16 protein-coding genes, 1 tRNA gene and 1 pseudogene are annotated in these 17,673 nt (G+C 63.2%); 10 read left to right on the forward strand and 8 right to left on the reverse strand.

Annotation, left to right across the window (positions count from 1 at the left end; genetic code table 11):
- Nucleotides 1-154 precede the first annotated feature (154 nt).
- Nucleotides 155-2,251: an ATP-binding protein gene (locus BN1313_RS12800; protein ID WP_141653140.1), complete on the forward strand. Its 2,097-nt coding sequence runs from the start codon at nucleotides 155-157 to the stop codon at nucleotides 2,249-2,251.
- On the opposite strand, the gene BN1313_RS12805 is transcribed toward BN1313_RS12800, so the two are convergent.
- The gene (locus BN1313_RS12805) at nucleotides 2,252-3,553 is read right to left on the reverse strand and encodes a dicarboxylate/amino acid:cation symporter (RefSeq protein ID WP_091741319.1); all 1,302 of its coding nucleotides are present in this window, start codon (nucleotides 3,551-3,553) and stop codon (nucleotides 2,252-2,254) included.
- A 223-nt stretch (nucleotides 3,554-3,776) separates the two neighbouring features.
- Here BN1313_RS12805 and BN1313_RS12810 point away from each other — a divergent pair, with 223 nt between their 5' ends.
- Together BN1313_RS12810 and BN1313_RS12815 are read left to right on the forward strand one after the other, a co-directional pair.
- Nucleotides 3,777-5,249, forward strand: coding sequence for an MFS transporter (locus BN1313_RS12810; RefSeq protein WP_176696006.1), 1,473 nt, complete (start codon nucleotides 3,777-3,779; stop codon nucleotides 5,247-5,249).
- Between the two features lie 112 nt (nucleotides 5,250-5,361).
- A tRNA-Arg gene (locus BN1313_RS12815) sits at nucleotides 5,362-5,438 on the forward strand.
- Between the two features lie 396 nt (nucleotides 5,439-5,834).
- Here BN1313_RS12815 and BN1313_RS12820 read toward each other — a convergent pair.
- Entirely contained in the window at nucleotides 5,835-6,440 is a 606-nt protein-coding gene (locus tag BN1313_RS12820) for a hypothetical protein (protein WP_176696007.1), read from the reverse strand.
- A gap of 143 nt (nucleotides 6,441-6,583) precedes the next feature.
- Here BN1313_RS12820 and BN1313_RS12825 point away from each other — a divergent pair, with 143 nt between their 5' ends.
- The 3 genes from BN1313_RS12825 (at nucleotide 6,584) to BN1313_RS12835 (ending at nucleotide 8,339) form a co-directional block, all read left to right on the forward strand.
- Nucleotides 6,584-7,291: an IS6 family transposase gene (locus BN1313_RS12825; RefSeq protein WP_091741329.1), complete on the forward strand. Its 708-nt coding sequence runs from the start codon at nucleotides 6,584-6,586 to the stop codon at nucleotides 7,289-7,291.
- Nucleotides 7,292-7,418: 127 nt separating this feature from the next.
- Nucleotides 7,419-7,874, forward strand: a complete 456-nt coding sequence (locus tag BN1313_RS12830; protein ID WP_091741332.1) for an HAD family hydrolase — start codon at nucleotides 7,419-7,421, stop codon at nucleotides 7,872-7,874.
- Between the two features lie 87 nt (nucleotides 7,875-7,961).
- Nucleotides 7,962-8,339, forward strand: coding sequence for a carbon-nitrogen hydrolase family protein (locus BN1313_RS12835; RefSeq protein ID WP_091741336.1), 378 nt, complete (start codon nucleotides 7,962-7,964; stop codon nucleotides 8,337-8,339).
- Here BN1313_RS12835 and BN1313_RS12840 read toward each other — a convergent pair.
- The 5 genes from BN1313_RS12840 to BN1313_RS12860 form a co-directional block, all read right to left on the reverse strand.
- Nucleotides 8,336-9,325, reverse strand: a complete 990-nt coding sequence (locus BN1313_RS12840; protein ID WP_091741339.1) for an aldo/keto reductase — start codon at nucleotides 9,323-9,325, stop codon at nucleotides 8,336-8,338. The genes BN1313_RS12835 and BN1313_RS12840 overlap by 4 nt on opposite strands.
- A 258-nt stretch (nucleotides 9,326-9,583) precedes the next feature.
- On the reverse strand, nucleotides 9,584-10,675 hold the full coding sequence (locus BN1313_RS12845) for an NADH:flavin oxidoreductase (RefSeq protein ID WP_245620195.1): 1,092 nt from the start codon (nucleotides 10,673-10,675) through the stop codon (nucleotides 9,584-9,586).
- A 368-nt stretch (nucleotides 10,676-11,043) separates the two neighbouring features.
- Nucleotides 11,044-11,883 (reverse strand): alpha/beta fold hydrolase, encoded by an 840-nt coding sequence (locus BN1313_RS12850; protein ID WP_218054366.1) that lies wholly within the window; start codon nucleotides 11,881-11,883, stop codon nucleotides 11,044-11,046.
- A 279-nt stretch (nucleotides 11,884-12,162) separates the two neighbouring features.
- Complete coding sequence (locus tag BN1313_RS12855; RefSeq protein WP_091741348.1) at nucleotides 12,163-13,071, reverse strand: SRPBCC family protein; 909 nt, start codon at nucleotides 13,069-13,071, stop codon at nucleotides 12,163-12,165.
- A 78-nt stretch (nucleotides 13,072-13,149) separates the two neighbouring features.
- Nucleotides 13,150-13,842, reverse strand: a complete 693-nt coding sequence (locus BN1313_RS12860) for an IS6 family transposase (RefSeq protein ID WP_091741351.1) — start codon at nucleotides 13,840-13,842, stop codon at nucleotides 13,150-13,152.
- A gap of 79 nt (nucleotides 13,843-13,921) precedes the next feature.
- On the opposite strand from BN1313_RS12860, the pseudogene BN1313_RS16995 reads away from it, so the two are divergent.
- From BN1313_RS16995 to BN1313_RS12875, 4 genes and pseudogenes are all read left to right on the forward strand, one after another.
- Nucleotides 13,922-14,776: pseudogene (locus tag BN1313_RS16995) on the forward strand (SulP family inorganic anion transporter); the annotation flags it as partial.
- 99 nt (nucleotides 14,777-14,875) lie between these two features.
- The gene (locus BN1313_RS17000; RefSeq protein WP_281176488.1) at nucleotides 14,876-15,313 is read left to right on the forward strand and encodes an STAS domain-containing protein; all 438 of its coding nucleotides are present in this window, start codon (nucleotides 14,876-14,878) and stop codon (nucleotides 15,311-15,313) included.
- Nucleotides 15,310-15,942: a class I SAM-dependent methyltransferase gene (locus tag BN1313_RS12870; RefSeq protein WP_091741358.1), complete on the forward strand. Its 633-nt coding sequence runs from the start codon at nucleotides 15,310-15,312 to the stop codon at nucleotides 15,940-15,942. Before BN1313_RS17000 ends, BN1313_RS12870 begins: the two co-directional genes overlap by 4 nt.
- A 205-nt stretch (nucleotides 15,943-16,147) precedes the next feature.
- A complete protein-coding gene (locus BN1313_RS12875; protein WP_218054367.1) occupies nucleotides 16,148-16,360 on the forward strand; it encodes a DDE-type integrase/transposase/recombinase in 213 nt (70 codons plus the stop codon).
- Nucleotides 16,361-16,363: 3 nt separating this feature from the next.
- Here BN1313_RS12875 and BN1313_RS12880 read toward each other — a convergent pair whose 3' ends face one another.
- The gene (locus tag BN1313_RS12880; protein ID WP_091742708.1) at nucleotides 16,364-17,389 is read right to left on the reverse strand and encodes a mechanosensitive ion channel family protein; all 1,026 of its coding nucleotides are present in this window, start codon (nucleotides 17,387-17,389) and stop codon (nucleotides 16,364-16,366) included.
- Nucleotides 17,390-17,673: the final 284 nt, after the last annotated feature.

Below are 17,673 nucleotides of genomic sequence, written 5' to 3' on the forward strand. Positions count from 1 at the left end.
CGCCCGGCCCACCCGTCGGGCGTTTTGCTGTCTGGGCTGATCGTTTCGCCATCTGTCGACCGCCCGTTCGGCGCGGGATGATCTGAACTTCAGATTATCGCTCGCAACTGTCATCCCGCGTGAATATGAGGGGAAGCAGCAGAGGTCTAAACATTTGAGCGAAGCGCCCGCCCCCCCGTCGGAAAGCCCTATCGCCCAGACGACGACCACTTTGGCGCGCGCGTTGGCCGCCGCGGGGATCCTCGTCGGACTTGCAGGCTTCGCCGGCTCTTTCTTCGAGAACGTCGCTCTTTTCAAGATCCACTTCGGGCTCTGGGGCATGTCAGCCTCCGCCGCAGGCGGCGTGTTGATCTGCGGGCTCACCCTGTTCGCGGAAGGATTCCGCAATCGCGTGTCCGTCCAGCGGCTTGCGGCCATTGGCGGTTGGGCGCTCCTGGCGATCGCGGTGTTCATGGCGACCCTCCATGTCGTCGCCGCCACTGGTGGCGCGAGCCCCTGGGTCGCCGGGCGCCCCTCTGGGCATCCTGAAGGCGCAGCGGCGCCGGAGTCGCTGTCGTCGGCCGCCTGTCTCGCCTTTCTGGGCCTAAGTCTGGTGACGCGGCGTCGCGCCGTCTTTTCCGAAATCTCTGGCGCCGCAGCCCTGATGATCTCCAGCCTGTCGTTATTGGCCGCTCTATACGGCCTCGACGATCCGGCGGCCGCACCGGCGGTACGTTCACTGGCGCTGACGGGGGCGTTGGCCCTGGTCATGCTCTCGGCCGCGACCCTGCTCGCCCACCCTGGGCAGGGCTGGGGCGCGGTGTTGATCTCTTCCGGCGCTGGCGGCGCCTCGGCGCGGCGCCAGCTCGCCTTCCTGCCCTTGCCCTTGATCGGCGGCTGGGTGCTGCTGGCGGCCAGCCAAGCTGGTCTGTTACGGATCGAGGCGGCCATGGCCCTCCTTGTGGTGCTCGCGATCGCGCCGATGGTGATCCTGGTCCTGCGTGACGGTCGCTCGATCAATGCATTGGACGACGAGCGCGCCAGCAAGGCGGCGGTTCAGTTCGAGTTGCAGACCAGCCTCGAGCAGCGTCTTCGCGACCAGGCGGCGGAACTTGCGGCGGCGAGCGACGAGCGCGCCAAGGCCGAGGAGGAGCTCTACCGCACGCACCACATGGAAGCGGTGGGACAGTTGACTGGAGGCATCGCGCACGAGTTCAACAACCTGCTGATGGCGGTGAGCGGCAACCTGCAACTGATGCTGCGTCGGCTCGAAGATGACAGTCCCGCGCGCAAGTACGCGGTGAACGCACTGACGGCTGTCGACCGCGGCGCCAAGCTGACGGCGCAGTTGCTGGCTTTTTCGCGGACGCAGAAGCTGGAGACGCGTCCGGTTGAACTGGACAAGGCGCTCAGCCACGCCCGCGATCTGGTTGGCAACGCGCTGGGCCCTAGCATCGAAGTGCGCATGGCGCTGGGCGCCGCAGGATCTTGGGCCATGCTGGATCCGACCCAGCTGGAGTTGGCGATCCTGAACCTAGCGCTGAACGCACGCGAGGCTATGCCGACCGGCGGGACGCTCACGATCGGCAGCGAGGTCGTGCGTCGCCGCCTGGATGGGGCCGCTGAGCCGGTAAACCTGCTGGCGGTGTCCGTGACCGACACCGGCCGCGGCATGACGCCAGCGGTGGCGCAGAGGGCGACCGAGCCCTTCTTCACCACCAAGGAACGCGGCAAGGGCACGGGGCTCGGCCTCGCCCAGGTCTATGGGTTCGTACGCCAGTCCGGCGGCGACCTGACGATCCGCAGCGCGCCTGGCGACGGCTCGACCATCGAGTTGCTGTTCCAGCCGGCTGCTGCCGACGAGTCACGCGGGGCCGCGACGGTCGCTGAGGCGTCCAGAGCGAAGGCCGCCGGCAAGAGTCGCCGCAGTATGATTCTGGTGATTGACGACGATGTCGACGTCCGCGCGGTGATCGCTGACGCCCTGCGCGGCGCAGGCTACGAGGTTACAGAGGCTGAGGATGGGCCCAGCGGACTGGCGGCGCTCGCAAACATCGCGCCGGCTGCGGCGATCATCGATTTCGTCATGCCAGGGATGGACGGCGCCGAGGTCGGCCGTCGCGCCCGCGTCCTGCACCCGAACCTACCGTTGATCTTCGTCAGCGGCTATTTTGACACCGCCGCGTTGGACGCGGTGCCGGGCGCGACGGTCCTGCACAAGCCGGTCAACCTGGACGGCCTGCAGCGCGCCGTCTCATCGGTCCTCGCCTGATCAGTCGGCCTCGCCGCCGGCGAGGTCGGCGGTGATCGGCTTGGGGCCTGCGTCGAGCTCCGCCTTCAGCTTGTCGCGGTCGAGATCCTTCTCCCAACGCGAGATCACCAGAGTCGCGACGCCGTTGCCGACCAGATTGGTCAGGGCGCGGCACTCGCTCATAAAGCGGTCGACGCCGACCAGCAGTGCGAGCGCGGCGATCGGCAGGTCCGGGATGACGGCGAGAGTCGCGGCCAGGGTGATGAAGCCAGCGCCGGTCACGCCGCTGGCGCCTTTGGACGTCAGCATGGCCACGCCCAGCAGCGTCAGCTCCTGACCGAGGCTGAGCGGCGTGTTCGTCGCCTGGGCGAGGAACAAGGTCGCCAGCGTCATGTAAATGTTGGTGCCGTCGAGGTTGAAACTGTAGCCGGTCGGGATGACCAGGCCGACGGTCGACTTGCCGGCGCCGAGGCGCTGCAGCTTGAGCATCATCTGCGGCAGGACGGACTCCGACGAGGAGGTGCCCAGCACGATCAGAAGTTCCTCGCGGATGTAGCGGATGAACTTGAAGATCGAGAAACCGGCCAGGGCGGCGATCGTCCCCAGGACGCCGATCACGAAGATCAGTGACGTGCCGTAGAAGGTGGCCACCAAGGCGCCGAGGTTCAGGAGGGAGCCCAGGCCGTACTTGCCGATGGTGAAGGCCATGGCTCCGAAGGCGCCGAGCGGGGCGAGCTTCACTACGACGCCAATGATGCCGAAGAACACCTTAGAGATGTCGTCGAGGGTGTGCGCGACCTTTTCGCCGAAGGCGCCGAGCCGCGTGCAGGCGAAGCCGGTGAACAGGGCCACGACCAGGACCTGCAGAAGATTACCCTCGGCGAACGCGCCGACGAAGGTGTCTGGGATCAGGTGCAAAAGATAGTCAGCGAAGCCTTCCCCATGGGCGGCCTTCTCGGCGTAGCCGGCGGCGACCGACGGGTCGAGGGTGGCGACATCGACGTTGAAACCGCGCCCAGGCTGCACGATCCGGCCGACGATCAGGCCAACCACCAGGGCGAAGGTCGAGACGACCTCGAAGTAGATCAGCGTCTTGGCGCCCAGCCGGCCGAAGGCCTTCATATCGCTCATGTGCGCGACGCCGGCGGCGACGGTGCAGAAAATGACCGGGGCCACCGCCATCTTGATCAGCTTGACGAAGGCGTCGCCCAGCGGCTTCAGAGACGCGCCGAAGTCCGGCCAGATGGCGCCGACGGCGATGCCGAGCGCCACAGCGCAGAGCACCTGCACATAGAGCAGACGGAAAATCCCAAGCCCGCGCATTCGTCCGCCCTCCCCTGCATTCGGCGCCCGCCTTCGCCTTACACGGCGCCCGCCGCACGGCAAGAGGCGCTGCAAGCCCCCGAGGGCGGTGCGCCGACGCGTGCGATAAGACGTTGCGAACCGTCGAAGACTACGATCAATGTATCAGACTGCCTGGTCGATGCGCTCGCCTCCCCAAGACAACGAACGGCAGCATAAAATTGATGAATTAGGTGAGGCGACAATGTCTGTTGAAACGGGATCGCTTGGTCCCAGGCCCGCGATCGGCTGGCTGACCAAAAATCTCTATGCTTTGGGCGCCGCAGCCAACCAGATCAAGGCGGCAAGCCTGTCGATGCTGCTGCTGCTGTTCTACAATCAGGTGGTCGGCCTGGACCCACGCGTGGTTTCATCGGCAGTGCTGATCACCATGTTCGTCGACAGCTTCGTCGATCCGATGATCGGCCAGATCTCGGACAACTTCCGGTCGCGACTCGGGCGCCGCCACCCGTTCATGTACTTCGCCGCCTTCCCGGTCTCGATCACCTTCTTCCTGCTCTGGAACCCGCCCATGCACTGGGAGCAAAGCGCGATCTTCGCCTGGATGTTGACCTGCCTGCTGATTTTGCGGGCCTTCGACACCTTCTTTGAACTGCCCTCGACCGCTCTGGCTCCGGAACTGGCGTCCGACTATGACGAGCGGACCAAGCTCCTGGCGCGGCGCTCGATGTTCGGCGCGATCGGCACGCTCTCGGTCTCCCTGCTTGTCTATCAGGTCTTCATGAAGGCCGGCCCCGATGGCGCGGGCGGCGTGACCGACCGCGAGGGCTATGTCGGCTATTCGATCTGCGCCGCCCTGATGGTCTTTACGATCATCCTCATCTCGGCGGCCGGCACCCACCGGCAGATTCCCTGGCTGACCAAGCCGCCTGAACGCAAGAAATTCAGCTTCTTCGGCATCCTGCGCGAAGTCTTTCAGACGATGAACAACCGCAACTTCGCCATCGTCTCGGTCGCCGGGATGGTGCTGGCGATCGGTGGCGGCATCACCCAAAGTCTGCAGATCTATCTCGGCCTGTTCTACTGGCGCCTCAGCCAGGACCAGCTGACGGTCCTGGCCATCGCCACGGTCTGCGCCAACTTTGTCGGCGTGTGGCTGGCGCCGCGGGTCGTCAGGCGACTGGGCAAGCGCATCGGCGCCATGGTCACCGGCTGGACCAGCATCGTGTTCTGGATCGGCCCGATCGTATTGGATCAGTTCGGCCTGATGCCGGCGCGCTATACTGAACCCCTGTTCTTCCTGCTGATCGGCTTTGCGCTGTGCACCCAGGTGTTCACCATCTCCACGGGCGTGCAGATTCAGGCGATGATCGCCGATGTGGTCGAGGATTCCGCGACGCGGACGGGCCGCCGCTCAGAAGGGCTCCTGTTCTCGGCGGACAACCTTTTCAAGAAGGCGGTGTCCGGCGTCGGCGTGCTGATGGCCGGCCAGATGCTGCATTTCGTCCATTTCCCCGACAATGCGCGCAAGATCGGTGTGAGCCAGGAGATCGCCAACAACCTGGGCCTGATGATGATCGGCGCGGTGCTGCTCTTCAATGGCGGCTGCCTGCTGACCCTCAGCTTCTACGGCATCACCCGCGAGAAGCATGAAGCCAACCTGCGCGAACTCGCCCGCAAGCGCGACGAGGCGGCCGCCATCGCCGCCGCCGAATAGGCTGGGCTGCGGGCTGGGCTCTCGACCCGGCCCGCAGGTCAGAGTTTCGACCGCAGCTTCACGCCAAGACGCCTTGTCCGAAACCGGCGCCCATGGCATCGACGCCAAGCGTGGCCCGGTAGCTCAGCCGGATAGAGCAGGGCTTTCCTAAAGCCAAGGTCGGGGGTTCGAGTCCCTCCCGGGCCGCCACGCAGTCTGGGCCATTCGTCTCCACGTAGAGACTGAAGCCTGAATCCCCCGACTTTCCGGGGGTTACGCCCTCCCAATCCGTCACTCCCGGGCGTCTCCAGGGGCCAAAATCCAGCCCAAAACAGCCCCTTTTCGCCCCCTGTCTCCGGGCCCGAAAAGTCGTGACGGTTTGCCTGTTATTTCCCTGCTAACAGGGAATTTCTGTTGTTTTTGGGGTTTCGGGGCCTGAGGCAAATTGGCTGCCTCTCAACAAACGCCTGATTAGACGCATGAATTTCGGCGCAAAGAGCGAAATTCCCTACGCAACTTAACAGGGAAACAAATGTGCGCATGCAGGGAGTTCAACGCGCGGAACAGGGCACATTTTTCGCCGGAACAGTGATCGAAAATGCGCCGCTACGCGCCGCGCGAAATCGCCTCGATCCAGGCCTTCTGATCGGCCCACGCCAGCGGCATTTCGCTCTTCAACATGGCCCGCAGCGTCAGCCCGCGCGGCTGGGCGCCGGTCAGGATCTGGCGCTGCAGCGCGGGCGCCAGGAACGCCAGGCGGCTGAGTTGCCGCTCGTATTGGGTGGCCGGAGCGACGGCGTCGCGATGCTCCTCCGGCGGTGACAGTGGCGAGGCTTTCAGTACGATCAGATCGGCATGGGCTCGCCTCAGCGCAACCACGACGCCTTGGTTGATGGCCGCCCGGTCGTCAGGGTCTCGTCCGACGATGTGTGTGCGTCCACCACGCAGTTGGAGCCGCCGCGGCAGCACGATCCGCAAGGCGGCGGGCGCGCCACGCTCCCGCACCACCTGTTCTCCATCGCCGATGCGGCGCATCAGAGAGCTGAGCACCAGGTCCGGGTGCTCGTCGGGCATGAGTTCCGCGGCTTGAGCGACGAGATGAACCTGCTCCGCCCGTATCTCGACGCGACGCAGGATGCGCCCCAGGTCAGAGACCTCGATCGATGGTCGACCCGCCAACCGGCGGAGTTCCTCGAGCAGGAACGCCTCCACCGCCGGCGCTGACACCCGACGAATAGCCCCCTCAGTTGGCGGGGTCAGCGAGCCCACCTGCAGCGCCATGGCGATGTAGTAGCGATAGGGCTTTGTCAGAGCAAATTAGCCTGCGGGTAAGGGCGACGCGGTAGCCCGGGCAGATGGCCGAGCCAAAGAACCCCTTCCGCTATTTCAACTCCTCGCCCGAGGTCATTCGCCTCGTGGTGATGATGTACGTGAAGTACCCACTCTCGCTGCGGAACGTGGAGGACCTGCTCTTCGAGCGCGGCATCGACGTCTGCCACGAGACGGTGCGGTTCTGGTGGAACCGGTTCGGGCCAATCTTCGCCGCTGAGATCAAGCGCAAACGGTCTGCACAACTACGCCAACACACCCAGTGGCGATGGCACCTCGACGAGGTCTACGTGAAGATCAACGGCGAGATGCACTACCTCTGGCGGGCCGTAGATCACGAGGGCGAAGTGCTGGAATCCTTCGCCAGCAAGACCCGCGACAAGGCGGCCGCCCTCAAGATCATCAAGCGGCTCATGAAACGGTACGGAAAGCCGCAGGCGATCGTCACAGACGGCCTGAGATCCTACGGGGCGGCGCTGAAGGAGATTGGCAACGTCGATCGCCAGGAGATCGGCCGCTGGCTCAACAACAGAGCTGAGAACTCACACCAGCCATTCCGACGACGAGAGCGCGCCATGGAGCGGTTTCGAAGGATGAAGACCCTTCAGAAATTCGCCGCCGTCCACGGCACCGTCCACAATCATTTCAACCAGGAACGCCACCTCATCAGCAGAGACCTCTACCGAGAACGACGCTCAGCCGCCCTCGCTGAGTGGCGCGAGGTTATGGCCTAAGCGACCTGCGTCCACTGCCCGGAGTCCGTCCGACCGGAGACAAGTAGCGTTAAACTGACAGCACCAGCTAGCCGCCACCCTTCGGCGCCAAGACCCCAAGTTTGCCTTCGCCGCTGAGTATGGCCACATGATGGGCTACGAGCCCAAGTACCCGCAGAACCCCGGGTACATTCATCTTCACACGCCGGCGACGGGCACCCTCGAACAGCTCTGTGCCGACGAGATCACCAAGCTCCTGATCCACCATCCCCGCCTACCCGTGGACGAAGTCGCCGAGCTTGCCAGTCTGCATCTCGGTGCGCGCGCGAGCGTGACCCACTCCGGAGCGCCTTACGTCGAAGTGTTTGGCGAAAGTGTCTCCAAAGCGGCTGCGCTCGACGCCTTGTGCGAGGAGCTTGGATGTCTGCCGGAGGATGTCGTCGCGTTCGGCGATATGCCGAACGATCTACCGATGCTGGCCTTTGCAGGTCACGCCGTCGCCGTACGAAACGCTCACCATGCAGTCCTTGAGGCGGCGCACGAGATCACAGGATCTAACGACGATGACGGCGTAGCCGCGACAATCGAGCGGCTACTTCGGTAAGATTAGCCCGCGCCGCGGCACTCGTCGGGATCCGACCTCCCCCGATCCCACCGCACGTCGAAGATGCGCACTGTACGGACACCACCGATGCTCCTCGCCGCCGCCCAATTGCCAGTTCGCATGGATGTCACAGCCAACTTGCGCGACCTCAGCGCGGCGATTGTCGGCCTGCCACCGCACACCTTTGTCGTTGCTCCGGAAGGCGCGCTTTCCGGCTACCTGCCCGAGGCCGGCCTGACGGGCCGGCTTGACGACACGAGGACTTGGCGAGCCATCGAAGAAGCTTGCCGCCTTGTGGCCGAGGCACAGCTGCACCTCGTCGTCGGTGCGTGCGTCAAGGTCGACTCCGTCTGGCGCAACTCGGCCTTCTACATGGGCCCTGCTGGCGAGCTGCAGCGGTACGACAAGATCAATCTCGCGATGAGCCCGCGTGGAGGTCCAAGGATGACGTTTCCTCAGGACTAGAACCAGCCCTGGGCGGGCGGCGGCGTATAGATGGCGTCGATCGCGGCGAGCGTCTCAGGCGTGAGCTCAAGGTCGGCCGCGGCGATGTTGGCTTCCAGTTCGGCGACGCTTTCCGGGCCGATGATCGCCGAGGCGACCGCCGGGCGGCTGAGCAGCCAGGCGAGCGCCAGTTGGGGGCGCGGGTGGCCGGTTTCCTCGGAAATCGCCTTCAACGCCGCGGCGTAGCCGAGCTGGGCCTCGCTGAAGCCTGAACCGAAGCCCCAGCGCGCGTTGCCAGTATGGGTGCGGACCTCATCGACGGCCGGGGTGAACAGCCCGCCGGCCAGAGGGCTGAACACCGTCAGCGACAGGCCGTGCTTGAGGCAGATCTGGCTGATCTCGCGCTCCGCAAGGCGCTGCTGGATGTTGTAGGAGACCTGGTTGGCGACGGGGCTATCCAGGCCGTGCTTATCGGCCGCCCACAGGGCCTCCATCATCTGTACGCCGCTGTAGGTAGAGAGCGCGATGTAGCGGACCTTGCCCTGGCGGACGAGGTCGTCGAAGGCGCGGAGCGTCTGCTCGATCGGCGTCTCTGGGTCAGGGTGGTGGGCGTAGTAGAGATCGATGTGGTCTGTGCCCAGGCGCTTCAGGCTGCGCTCCACCTGATTGAAGATGTGGTAGCGCGACAGGCCCTTGTCATTGGGACCAACCCCGGTGTCTTCCTGCACCTTGGATGAGATGAAGACGTCGTTGCGGCGGCCCTTGAGTGCGCGGCCAAGGGTTTCTTCGGCGGATTCCCGCTCGTAGTACGGCGGGACGCCTGGGCGATCGAAGGACGCGCGGTTGCCGTAGGTGTTGGCGCAGTCGAAATAGTTGATTCCGAGATCAAGGGCAGCGTGGACCAACCGATCGCAGTCGGCCGACAGGGGCGCGACACCAAAGGTTGCGGTGCCCAGGGCTAGCGTGGAGACCTTGACGCCGGTCTTGCCCAGCGGAGCGTATTTCATCAGTGTTTTCCATCTGCGGAGCCCGCAGTCGAGAGTGGTCGACCAGACCACTCACTGTTCAGAGCGTCCGATCCGCGAATATTCTACGTTCTTCAGTGAAGCGCTATCAGGTTACGGACGTAATCGATCTAAAGCGGGGCCGTCACCTAGCCCCTAGAGTTTGGCCTAACAAAGCCCCCGCCCCCCATCCGCGCGAGGGTTGTTCGACCCTTGGGCGATTCCAATCTGGTCGACCTTCGCATCCCGCACTTAGCTAGTTCAGGCAGGTTCGGGCGCAGGTTCCGCAATGAATTCCTTCCAGCCTCGCAAATAGGTCAAGAATGCCGGTCCCAGTCGTTCACGGCGCAAATGTTCTGCGGTCACCGGCAGGCTGACAGGTTCGAAAGCGGGATCGGCCGCCAGCTTCGCGGGAAAATCATGATGTATGATTGCCCCGCGCCCGATCAGGACGAAATCCATGCCCTCATCCAAGCAGTACCGCACGTCGTCCATTGTCATCACCTTGCCGGCGCAGCCTAGGCGTACCGTTCCGCGGTCCAAGTCGGTGAACCAACTCATCAGCGTGCGGCCCTTGAAGGCCTCTTCATTCGGTTGCTTGCGGCAGTCAAACAGCGACAAATCGAGGAAGTCGATCTTGCCGGCGCCCATTAGTTGTTGGGCCAAGGTCCGGGCCTCAGCTAGCTTCATGCCGAGCTCCGGCGACAGCCGCAGCCCGAGTATAAAGTCTGGCCGGCAGCGCTCGCGGATGCCGTCAATGATCGCGTTGAGTGCGCGGGCGCGGTTTTCCAGCGAACCGCCATAGCAGTCCTCGCGATGATTAATTTCGGTGTTTAGGAACTGGGCCAAGAGGTACCCGTGCGCGCCGTGCAGTTCGACGCCGTGGAAGCCCGCTCGTTCACATCGCTCAGCGCTGGCAATGAAGGCTTCGATCATAGTCTCGACCTCGGCCGTGCTCATTGCCCGAGCCCCGCACTCCGCGTTGTCGGAGGGCCCGACTGGAGCCACGCCGATTAACGCCTTGGGGCTGCGCATTCCAGCGTGGTGCAGTTGTACGATCGCGACACTCTCAAACTTACGGATGCCCGCCGCCAGCTGCGCTAAACCCTCGAGATGCTCCTCGCCGAACACGCCCAGCTGGCCGGAAAATCCTTGGCCGACGCGCTGCACGTGTGCGGCGCAGGTCATTGTCAGCCCGAACCCGCCTTCTGCGCGATAGGTAAGCCAGTTGAAATCGTCCTCAGACATCACGCCGTCGGGGTGGCTCTGCGTGGTGGTAAGCGGTGAGAGGGCGAAGCGGTTCTTCATCATCGGGCCACGGAAAAACTTCATCGGTCCGAACTGGTCTAGCAAGGCGGATTTCCTTCCAACGGCGTGGCCAGATGCAATGCTGAGCAAGCCCTGATACGCGTGCGTTATGGGCAAGCATATTTTCAATTTGTCAGTAATGGATAGACAGTCTGCATGCCGCTGCTTGGGAATCCATCATCGGCTGAGGTTGCGCGGTATGTGTTCATCATCCCAGCTTCAGCAGAGCTAAGGCACGGCGCTGCGAAGGCGACGAAGTAGAGGTATTATTTGGCACAAACTCGGCGCGTAGGATCCCTTTGCCTCCGCCCCCGCAAACGGCTTCTGATTACCGTAAGGAGGACGGAGGTCGGACTTACTTCTGCTCGAACGGCCCTAGCTCAGTAATGGGGCCTACCCGTTTGGGAGCAGGTCTAGCCGCCCCAGGCTTTCGCCTTCTCACCCGTAGGTGGGGCGCCCAAGGCAGTACCGCCGCTTGCTGGCGTCACACCGTTCGCCTGTAGGAAGCCGTCCAGAAGCGCGTTGAATGCGGCGGCATGTTCGATCTGAGCCCAATGTCCGCAGCGATTGAAGATGTGCGCGGCGGAATTCTGAACCATCGACACGAGCTGCAAGGTGCCCTCCATGGGGACAACCCGGTCATCGCGGCCATGAATGAAGAGCGAAGGTCCCTGGTACGTCGCGACCTTAGACTGGATCTCCGCCACCGACATTCCTGGCTTGGCATCAGGGCTAAACCCTTTGAGCCAGTTCGCTAAATTAGCCGGGCTCTTCAGCGAACTCCGGGACCGCATTTCACAGAGTTCGTCTGTGACGAAGCTGGAATCATAAACCATGATCGAGACAAGACGCTTGAAGTTCTCAGGCGTCGGGTTGCGGTAAGTTTCGACAATGATCCGAATACCCTCGGACATCCCGCCAGGCGAGAATATCAGCGGGTTACCGAAAAGGCCCGATCCCATAGTGATGAGATGCGAAAGGCGCTCCGGGTACATAGCGCAGAATTGCAGAGCCGTGGCGCCGCCCATTGAGTTGCCAACGAGCGCCGCCTTTTCAATCCCGAGCTCATCCATCAACAGCTTCACAGCTTCGGCGTTGACGAAACCGCGGTTTTCGACCGTTGGATCAATCGTGTCAGAACCGCCCCAGCCTGGGCTATCCAACGCGATCATACGGTATTTTCCGGCCAGGCCCTCAATATTACGACTGAAGTTCGCCCATCCCGTCGCCCCAGGCCCCGTGCCATGAAGCATAATTACAGGGTATCCCTCTCCCGCCTCGTTGTAGTGCAATTTCCATCGCGAAGTCTGAACGTCACGTGCTGAGTTATCTTCGGTTATTGTCATATTTTCTCTCCCTAACGTCATATTGTTGTACCCGGATAAACCGCCGCGTAGGCGATCTGACCTTTCCGTTCGACGGGTCAGCCTGAGACACAGCCCGTCAATACTTTTCGATTTTGACCGCACTTTTGCAATCGGCTAAGATCCGGAGACGCGTGCGCAGGCTGCACCAATAAACTGGCGCGAAGCTTAGACGGCTTGGTCCGGGTTTGATGGACGTGACACCTTAAGCGCGGCCCAGCTTTCAGCATCCATCCATTCGGCCCATGAACGATAGGTCCAGAACTGTGCGTGCTCATTCACGTGCGTGTCGATGTAGTTCGGTCCTGTGGCTGGTTTGGTGGGCGTTCCGAGCCCCTTGCCCATTTGGAAGTTGAGCGGATATCTCCGCGCGACGACACCGGAAGTCGCCCGCGTCGACTGATCCCAATTCTCGCCATCGTCTTGTTCAAGCATGCCTGCCGGCCCGAAGGTGTGGTTGGCGTTCGTGATCCGTATGTGCTGCTGCTCGACTGGCAAATTCTTGTCGATGATAGTGAACCACCAAATCTCACAGTGGCCGGGCCCTCGGGGAAGGCGGAGCGAGAGTTGCGTGCCGGCAGAGGCGATCCAGAGATTAGGGAAGATATTGGGATGGCCGCGCGTGTCTCGCCCAGCCTCACCTAGGGCCTCCCTTGCCGACGGGGTTTCACGCCAGCGCTCATCAATGAACAGCGGGACATTGTCGCCCATGGCTTCCATGTCTTCGCGTTGAGGACCGGTGATCCGTGGCCCGCTGATCGCATGACCATATTCGCCGAGGAGCACCCGGTGGGCGTAGCTATCCATAGGATTAGAGCGCGGCATGTAGGGGTTGCCGTCTTTATCCAAAGGCGGCGATTGCGGGCCGCCATAGCCCGACATCATCGCAGAAGCATGGCTGATTTGGACGTGGTACCAGTCGAACAGGTTGTCGACGGCGAGCTTCCAGTTGCAGCCGATGATATTTTTTTGGACGCCTTCGACGGCGATCACTTCCCCCTTCTCCGCAATGAGGTCGATACCGATCCGACCCACTTCGCCGAGATACTCTTCCAAATCCGGGGCTTCCGGATCCATGGTCGCGAAGACGAAGCCCTTGTAGCAGGGCTGTCAGGTTAACCGAGCGAGGTTATGACGCTCCCTTCCCTCTTCACGTTAGGCGGTCGCAAGTTGCCACGACCGCTCAGCTCCGGCGAGGAACTGCCGGAGGGTTGGTCTGCTGATGAGATGCCGCTGAACGTAGTAGGTGTTGTAGATTGCTGCATGGGTGGTGAGGAAGCGCTGGGCTGAAGCCTGGCTCTTGAAGAGCTGCATCTGCCGCTCCCGTCGACGGATCGGCAGGTGGGAGTTCTCCGCCCGATTGTTCTCCCGTAAGCGGCCGGGGCGGTGTCGATCCTGGATGCCGAGCTCCCTCAGCGCGGATGCGTAGGAGGCAAGACCGTCGGTGACGATGACCTCAGGCTCGACGGGCTGGTTCCGCAGCAGGCGCGTAAGGAGCCGGAGCGCTGCTTCGTTGTCCCTGCGCTTCTGGACCACGAGGTCCAGGACCTCACCCTCGTCATCCACCGCGCGCCAGATGTACATGCGCTTGCCGCCGATGTTGCAGACGACCTCGTCGAGGTGCCAGCGAGGCGAAGGCGGCGGCCGTCTGCGCTTCAGATTGCGGGCGATTTGTGGGCCGAACTTGATGGTCCAACAGCGGATGGTCTCGTAGCTGACCTCCACCCCCCGCTTGGCGAGGAGTTCCTCAACGTCGCGAAAGCTTAGGCTGAAACGGAAGTAGAGCCACACAGCATGGCGGATGACATCCGCTGGAAATCGGTGTCGCTTGAATGAAAGCGGACGCATCTAACCCATTGCTCAGGCAGCCCTTCGGGCCAGTGAGCGGAGACATTTAGCGTTAAACTGACAGCACCCCAGGCACGGCTACGACGGCCTGCTGATCGCCACCACGATCGCCGGCGTTATCCTCATCTTCGCGGGGCTCCTGCGCGTCGGGACCCTGATCAAATACATCCCCGACCCGGTGACGACCGGGTTCACCACGGGCATCGCGACCATCATCCTGGCGAGCCAGTTGAAGGATATCTTCGGCCTCACCACCGATCATGTCCCGGCCGACTTCATCCCAAAGCTGCAGGCCCTGTGGGCGGCTCGGGCGACACTGAGCCTGCCGACGCTGGCGATGGCGGTCAGCTGCTTCGCCGCGATCATGCTGTTGCGGCGCTACGCCCCCAAGCTTCCTGGCTTTCTCATCGTGACCATCGCGGCGTCGGCCGCCGCCTTCTTCCTGACAATGCCAGTGGAAACCATCGGGTCGAAGTTCGGCGGCGTCCCGTCGAGCATTCCGATGCCGAGTTTCGCCTTCTGGTCCTGGGCCAAGGTGCGTGACGTCCTGCCAAGCGCCTTAACCATCGCCTTGCTGGCCGGCGTGGAATCCCTGCTCTCGGCTGTCGTCGCCGACCAGATGACCGGTCGGCGTCATCGTTCGAACATCGAGCTCGTCGCCCAGGGGATCGCCAATATCGCGTCCGCCGCCGTCGGCGGCCTGCCGGCGACAGGCGCCATCGCCCGCACAGCCACGAGCATTCGGTCAGGCGCGCGGTCGCCCCTGGCGGGCATGCTGCACGCGGTCTTCTTGCTGTTGTTCATGCTGGTCCTGGCGCCGTTGGCCAAATTCGTGCCCCTGGCGGCCCTGGCCGCGATCCTGGTGGTTGTCGCCCTCAACATGGCCGAGTTGCACCGATTCAAGACGCTGATGGGGGCCGCCAACGGCGATCGCGCCGTCCTGCTGTTGACCTTCGCCCTGACCGTGATCGTCGACCTGACGCTGGCGATCGAGGTCGGCATGGTGCTGGCCGCCTTCGTCTTCATGCATCGGATGAGCCAGCTCTCAACCGTGCAGAACGGCGGGTCTCCGCTGATCGACGAGGACCAGGACGACCTCGGCCGTCAGGGCGAACTCGCCTATCAGCCCTACGAGGGGCTACCGCACGACACCTCGGTCATCACCTTCCGCGGTCCGCTGTTCTTCGGCAGCACCAGCATCCTCAAGGACTCGCTCGATCAGATCGGCGCGCGCAGCACGCGCTACATCCTGCGGTTCGAGGAGGTCCCCTTGATCGACCATACCGGGGCGGCCGCTCTGGCGTCATTCCTGACGCGGGCGGCGGACGATCATGCCAGCGTCACCTTATGCGGCGTGCGCGACAGCGTCCGCGCCAACCTGAGCCGTTCCGTCGCGCCCGGCGTGCTCGCGAAAGTCACCTTCGTGCCCAGCTTCGCCGACGCACGGCGGGCGATCGAGGCTGCGGGATGATCTGCCTCCATCGCATCACGACCCCGCGTGGCGAGGTGACCGTCTCCCTCGACCGCGCCACCAGCGTCGTCAGCTATCGCAAGGCCGGGGTAGTGCAGTCCCAAGTCGACGGCAAGGGCCGCAACCTGTCGCCGTTCGTGGACAAGGCGGTGAAGATCTTGAAGCAGGAGACCGTCCGCCGCGTCCTGGTCCTTGGGCACGGCGGGGGCACGGCCTCAAGCTTGCTCCACAAGCGCGGGCTGGACGTCGTGTCGGTCGATTGCGACCCCTGCGCCGAAGGTCTCGCGCGGCTGTTCTTCCGGGCCCCGCCCAATCTGTCGGTTGTCGTCGATGACGCGGCGAACTACGTGGCCAGGGCGACGCCCGCATCCTTCGACGCCGTGCTCGTCGACTTCCAGGACGCAGCGGCCACCCCCGCACCCTACCTCACTGAACTGTTCTGGAAGGAAGTCGTCACCCTATTGCGACCGCCCGCGGTCACCGTGATCCACCTCACCAGAGCCTTGCACCTGGGACCGGACTGGGAAGGTTTCCGCCGTGCGCGCGCGGCTGCGGGTCTCGATTCCGTGGCCCTGAGCGACCCGTTCCCGGGCGGCGACCGCCTGCTTTTCTCCTTGCGTAGCGAGTGACGGCCTTGCCAGAGCAAAATTAGCTGACAGGCAAACCCGGGCCGCTAGGCACGGCGGGTGGCAGGCCTCGCAGCCCGTTCCGCAATTTCAACTCCTCGCCCGAGGTCATCCGTTTCGTGGTGATGATGCATGTGAAATGCCCGCTGTCGCTGCCGAACGTGGAAGACCTGCTTTTCGAACGCGGGGTCGACGTCGCCACGAGACGGTGCGGTTCTGGTTTAACAGGTTCGGCCCGATGTTCGCCGCGGAGATCAAGCGCAAGCGGTCATCCCACCTTCGCCAACACACCCAGTGGCGGTGGCGCCTCGACGAGGTCTACGTGAAGATCAACGGCGAGATGCACTACCCCTGGCAGGCGGTGGATCATGAGGGCGAAGTGCTCGGGTCCTCCGCCAGCAAGACCCGCGCCAACGGATGAATCTCAGGCATCGCGAGCGCGGATTGCAGCCTCATCTTGTGGCTCAGCGGCGGCGCGGGCGATGAGGTCATCGGCCGCGTCATTCGGCGCCTTGACCTGCGAACGCGCTGGGCCATCTGCCTCGTGGCCGTCAAGCTTGAGGGTCTTACGAGCGGCTTCGCCCTCTTCACCAAAGAGCGCGCGCACTCGGAGATCCCGCTGCGGAACTGGGATCTCAAATCTCTCCTCCCGCAAGGCCTCCTCCACAGCCCAGGTATAGGCGGCCTGCGCCGCATTCGGCCGTTTCACGGCCTCCAAGGTCGGCCAAACTACGAGCTCAAACTTGAGTCCGTTGTCTCCGAACCCAACAAGCCAGACCTGAGTGCGCCGTTCGGCGGTGTCCGGCAACGTAAACGGAACGGCATGCGCCGCCTTGAGAACCGCGGTCCGCACCCGCTCCTTATCCACTCCGAACATAACCGGGAATGGCACGTGAAGCCGTCTGGTCTGGCCGCCATGGGTCCAGTTAGTGACCGGCGCTTCGATCAATCTCGAGTTCGGTATGAGAACGTCGATATCGTCGTTGTTTCTGATGCGAGTGGCTCTGGGGCCGATCTCTTGGACGACGCCGCGCTCGCCCGTTTGAATCTCGATGTAGTCGCCTATCCTCACAAGTCGGTCGAACACCAGGACCAGGCCGGACACGAACTCCTTTACAACACCTTGCAGGCCGAGACCGACACCTACGCCGAGCGCGCCAGCGAAGACAGCTACAGAGGAAAGATCCAAGCCGACTGTCGAGAGGCCCGCGATGAACCCAAAGATCACGAGACCATAAGTCACGAGCTTTTCGACGATGTAGATCGCCGCAGCTTGGCCATCAGCTCGCCTTCGCAAGCGGTGCAAGCCCGCGCCGGCGAGGCGAGAAGCCAGTAGGGCGAAGGCGAGCACGAGCAACCCGGAGACCACCCCCCCCAAGGTCACGATGGACTTGCCCATCCGCCACAAAGGAACGCGATCGAACAGCAAGAGGTCTGGCGATAGATCCATGGACAACTCCGCCCTTTCGTACGACTGGGTTTGCGAGCGTGAAGGAGCCTGCATCCAAAGAGTAGGCGAAGCGCTAAAGGATCCCCAGCCTCTCTTCGATACCAACGACCGCTCAGCTCCGGCGCGGAATTGCCGAAGTGTCGGTCTGCTGATGGAATGCCGCTGAGCCTAGTAGGTGTTGTAGATTATTGCGCGCGGGGTGAGGAAGCGCTGGGCGGAGGCTCAGCTCCTAACGAGCTGCATTTGGCCTTTAGCTTCCGGACAACGGCTGCGGTCAATCAGAG

The organism is Phenylobacterium immobile (ATCC 35973), from assembly GCF_001375595.1.
GTDB classification, from domain to species: Bacteria; Pseudomonadota; Alphaproteobacteria; order Caulobacterales; family Caulobacteraceae; genus Phenylobacterium; species Phenylobacterium immobile.

Coding starts and splice junctions, on each gene's coding strand:
- BN1313_RS12805 (WP_091741319.1), bottom strand. CDS start 3,553: ATGCGCGGGCTTGGGATTTTCCGTCTGCTCTATGTGCAGGTGCTCTGC.
- BN1313_RS12810 (WP_176696006.1), top strand. CDS start 3,777: ATGTCTGTTGAAACGGGATCGCTTGGTCCCAGGCCCGCGATCGGCTGG.
- BN1313_RS12825 (WP_091741329.1), top strand. CDS start 6,584: ATGGCCGAGCCAAAGAACCCCTTCCGCTATTTCAACTCCTCGCCCGAG.
- BN1313_RS12830 (WP_091741332.1), top strand. CDS start 7,419: ATGATGGGCTACGAGCCCAAGTACCCGCAGAACCCCGGGTACATTCAT.
- BN1313_RS12835 (WP_091741336.1), top strand. CDS start 7,962: ATGCTCCTCGCCGCCGCCCAATTGCCAGTTCGCATGGATGTCACAGCC.
- BN1313_RS12840 (WP_091741339.1), bottom strand. CDS start 9,325: ATGAAATACGCTCCGCTGGGCAAGACCGGCGTCAAGGTCTCCACGCTA.
- BN1313_RS12850 (WP_218054366.1), bottom strand. CDS start 11,883: ATGCTTCATGGCACGGGGCCTGGGGCGACGGGATGGGCGAACTTCAGT.
- BN1313_RS12855 (WP_091741348.1), bottom strand. CDS start 13,071: ATGGATCCGGAAGCCCCGGATTTGGAAGAGTATCTCGGCGAAGTGGGT.
- BN1313_RS12860 (WP_091741351.1), bottom strand. CDS start 13,842: ATGCGTCCGCTTTCATTCAAGCGACACCGATTTCCAGCGGATGTCATC.
- BN1313_RS17000 (WP_281176488.1), top strand. CDS start 14,876: ATGAGCCAGCTCTCAACCGTGCAGAACGGCGGGTCTCCGCTGATCGAC.
- BN1313_RS12870 (WP_091741358.1), top strand. CDS start 15,310: ATGATCTGCCTCCATCGCATCACGACCCCGCGTGGCGAGGTGACCGTC.
- BN1313_RS12880 (WP_091742708.1), bottom strand. CDS start 17,389: ATGGATCTATCGCCAGACCTCTTGCTGTTCGATCGCGTTCCTTTGTGG.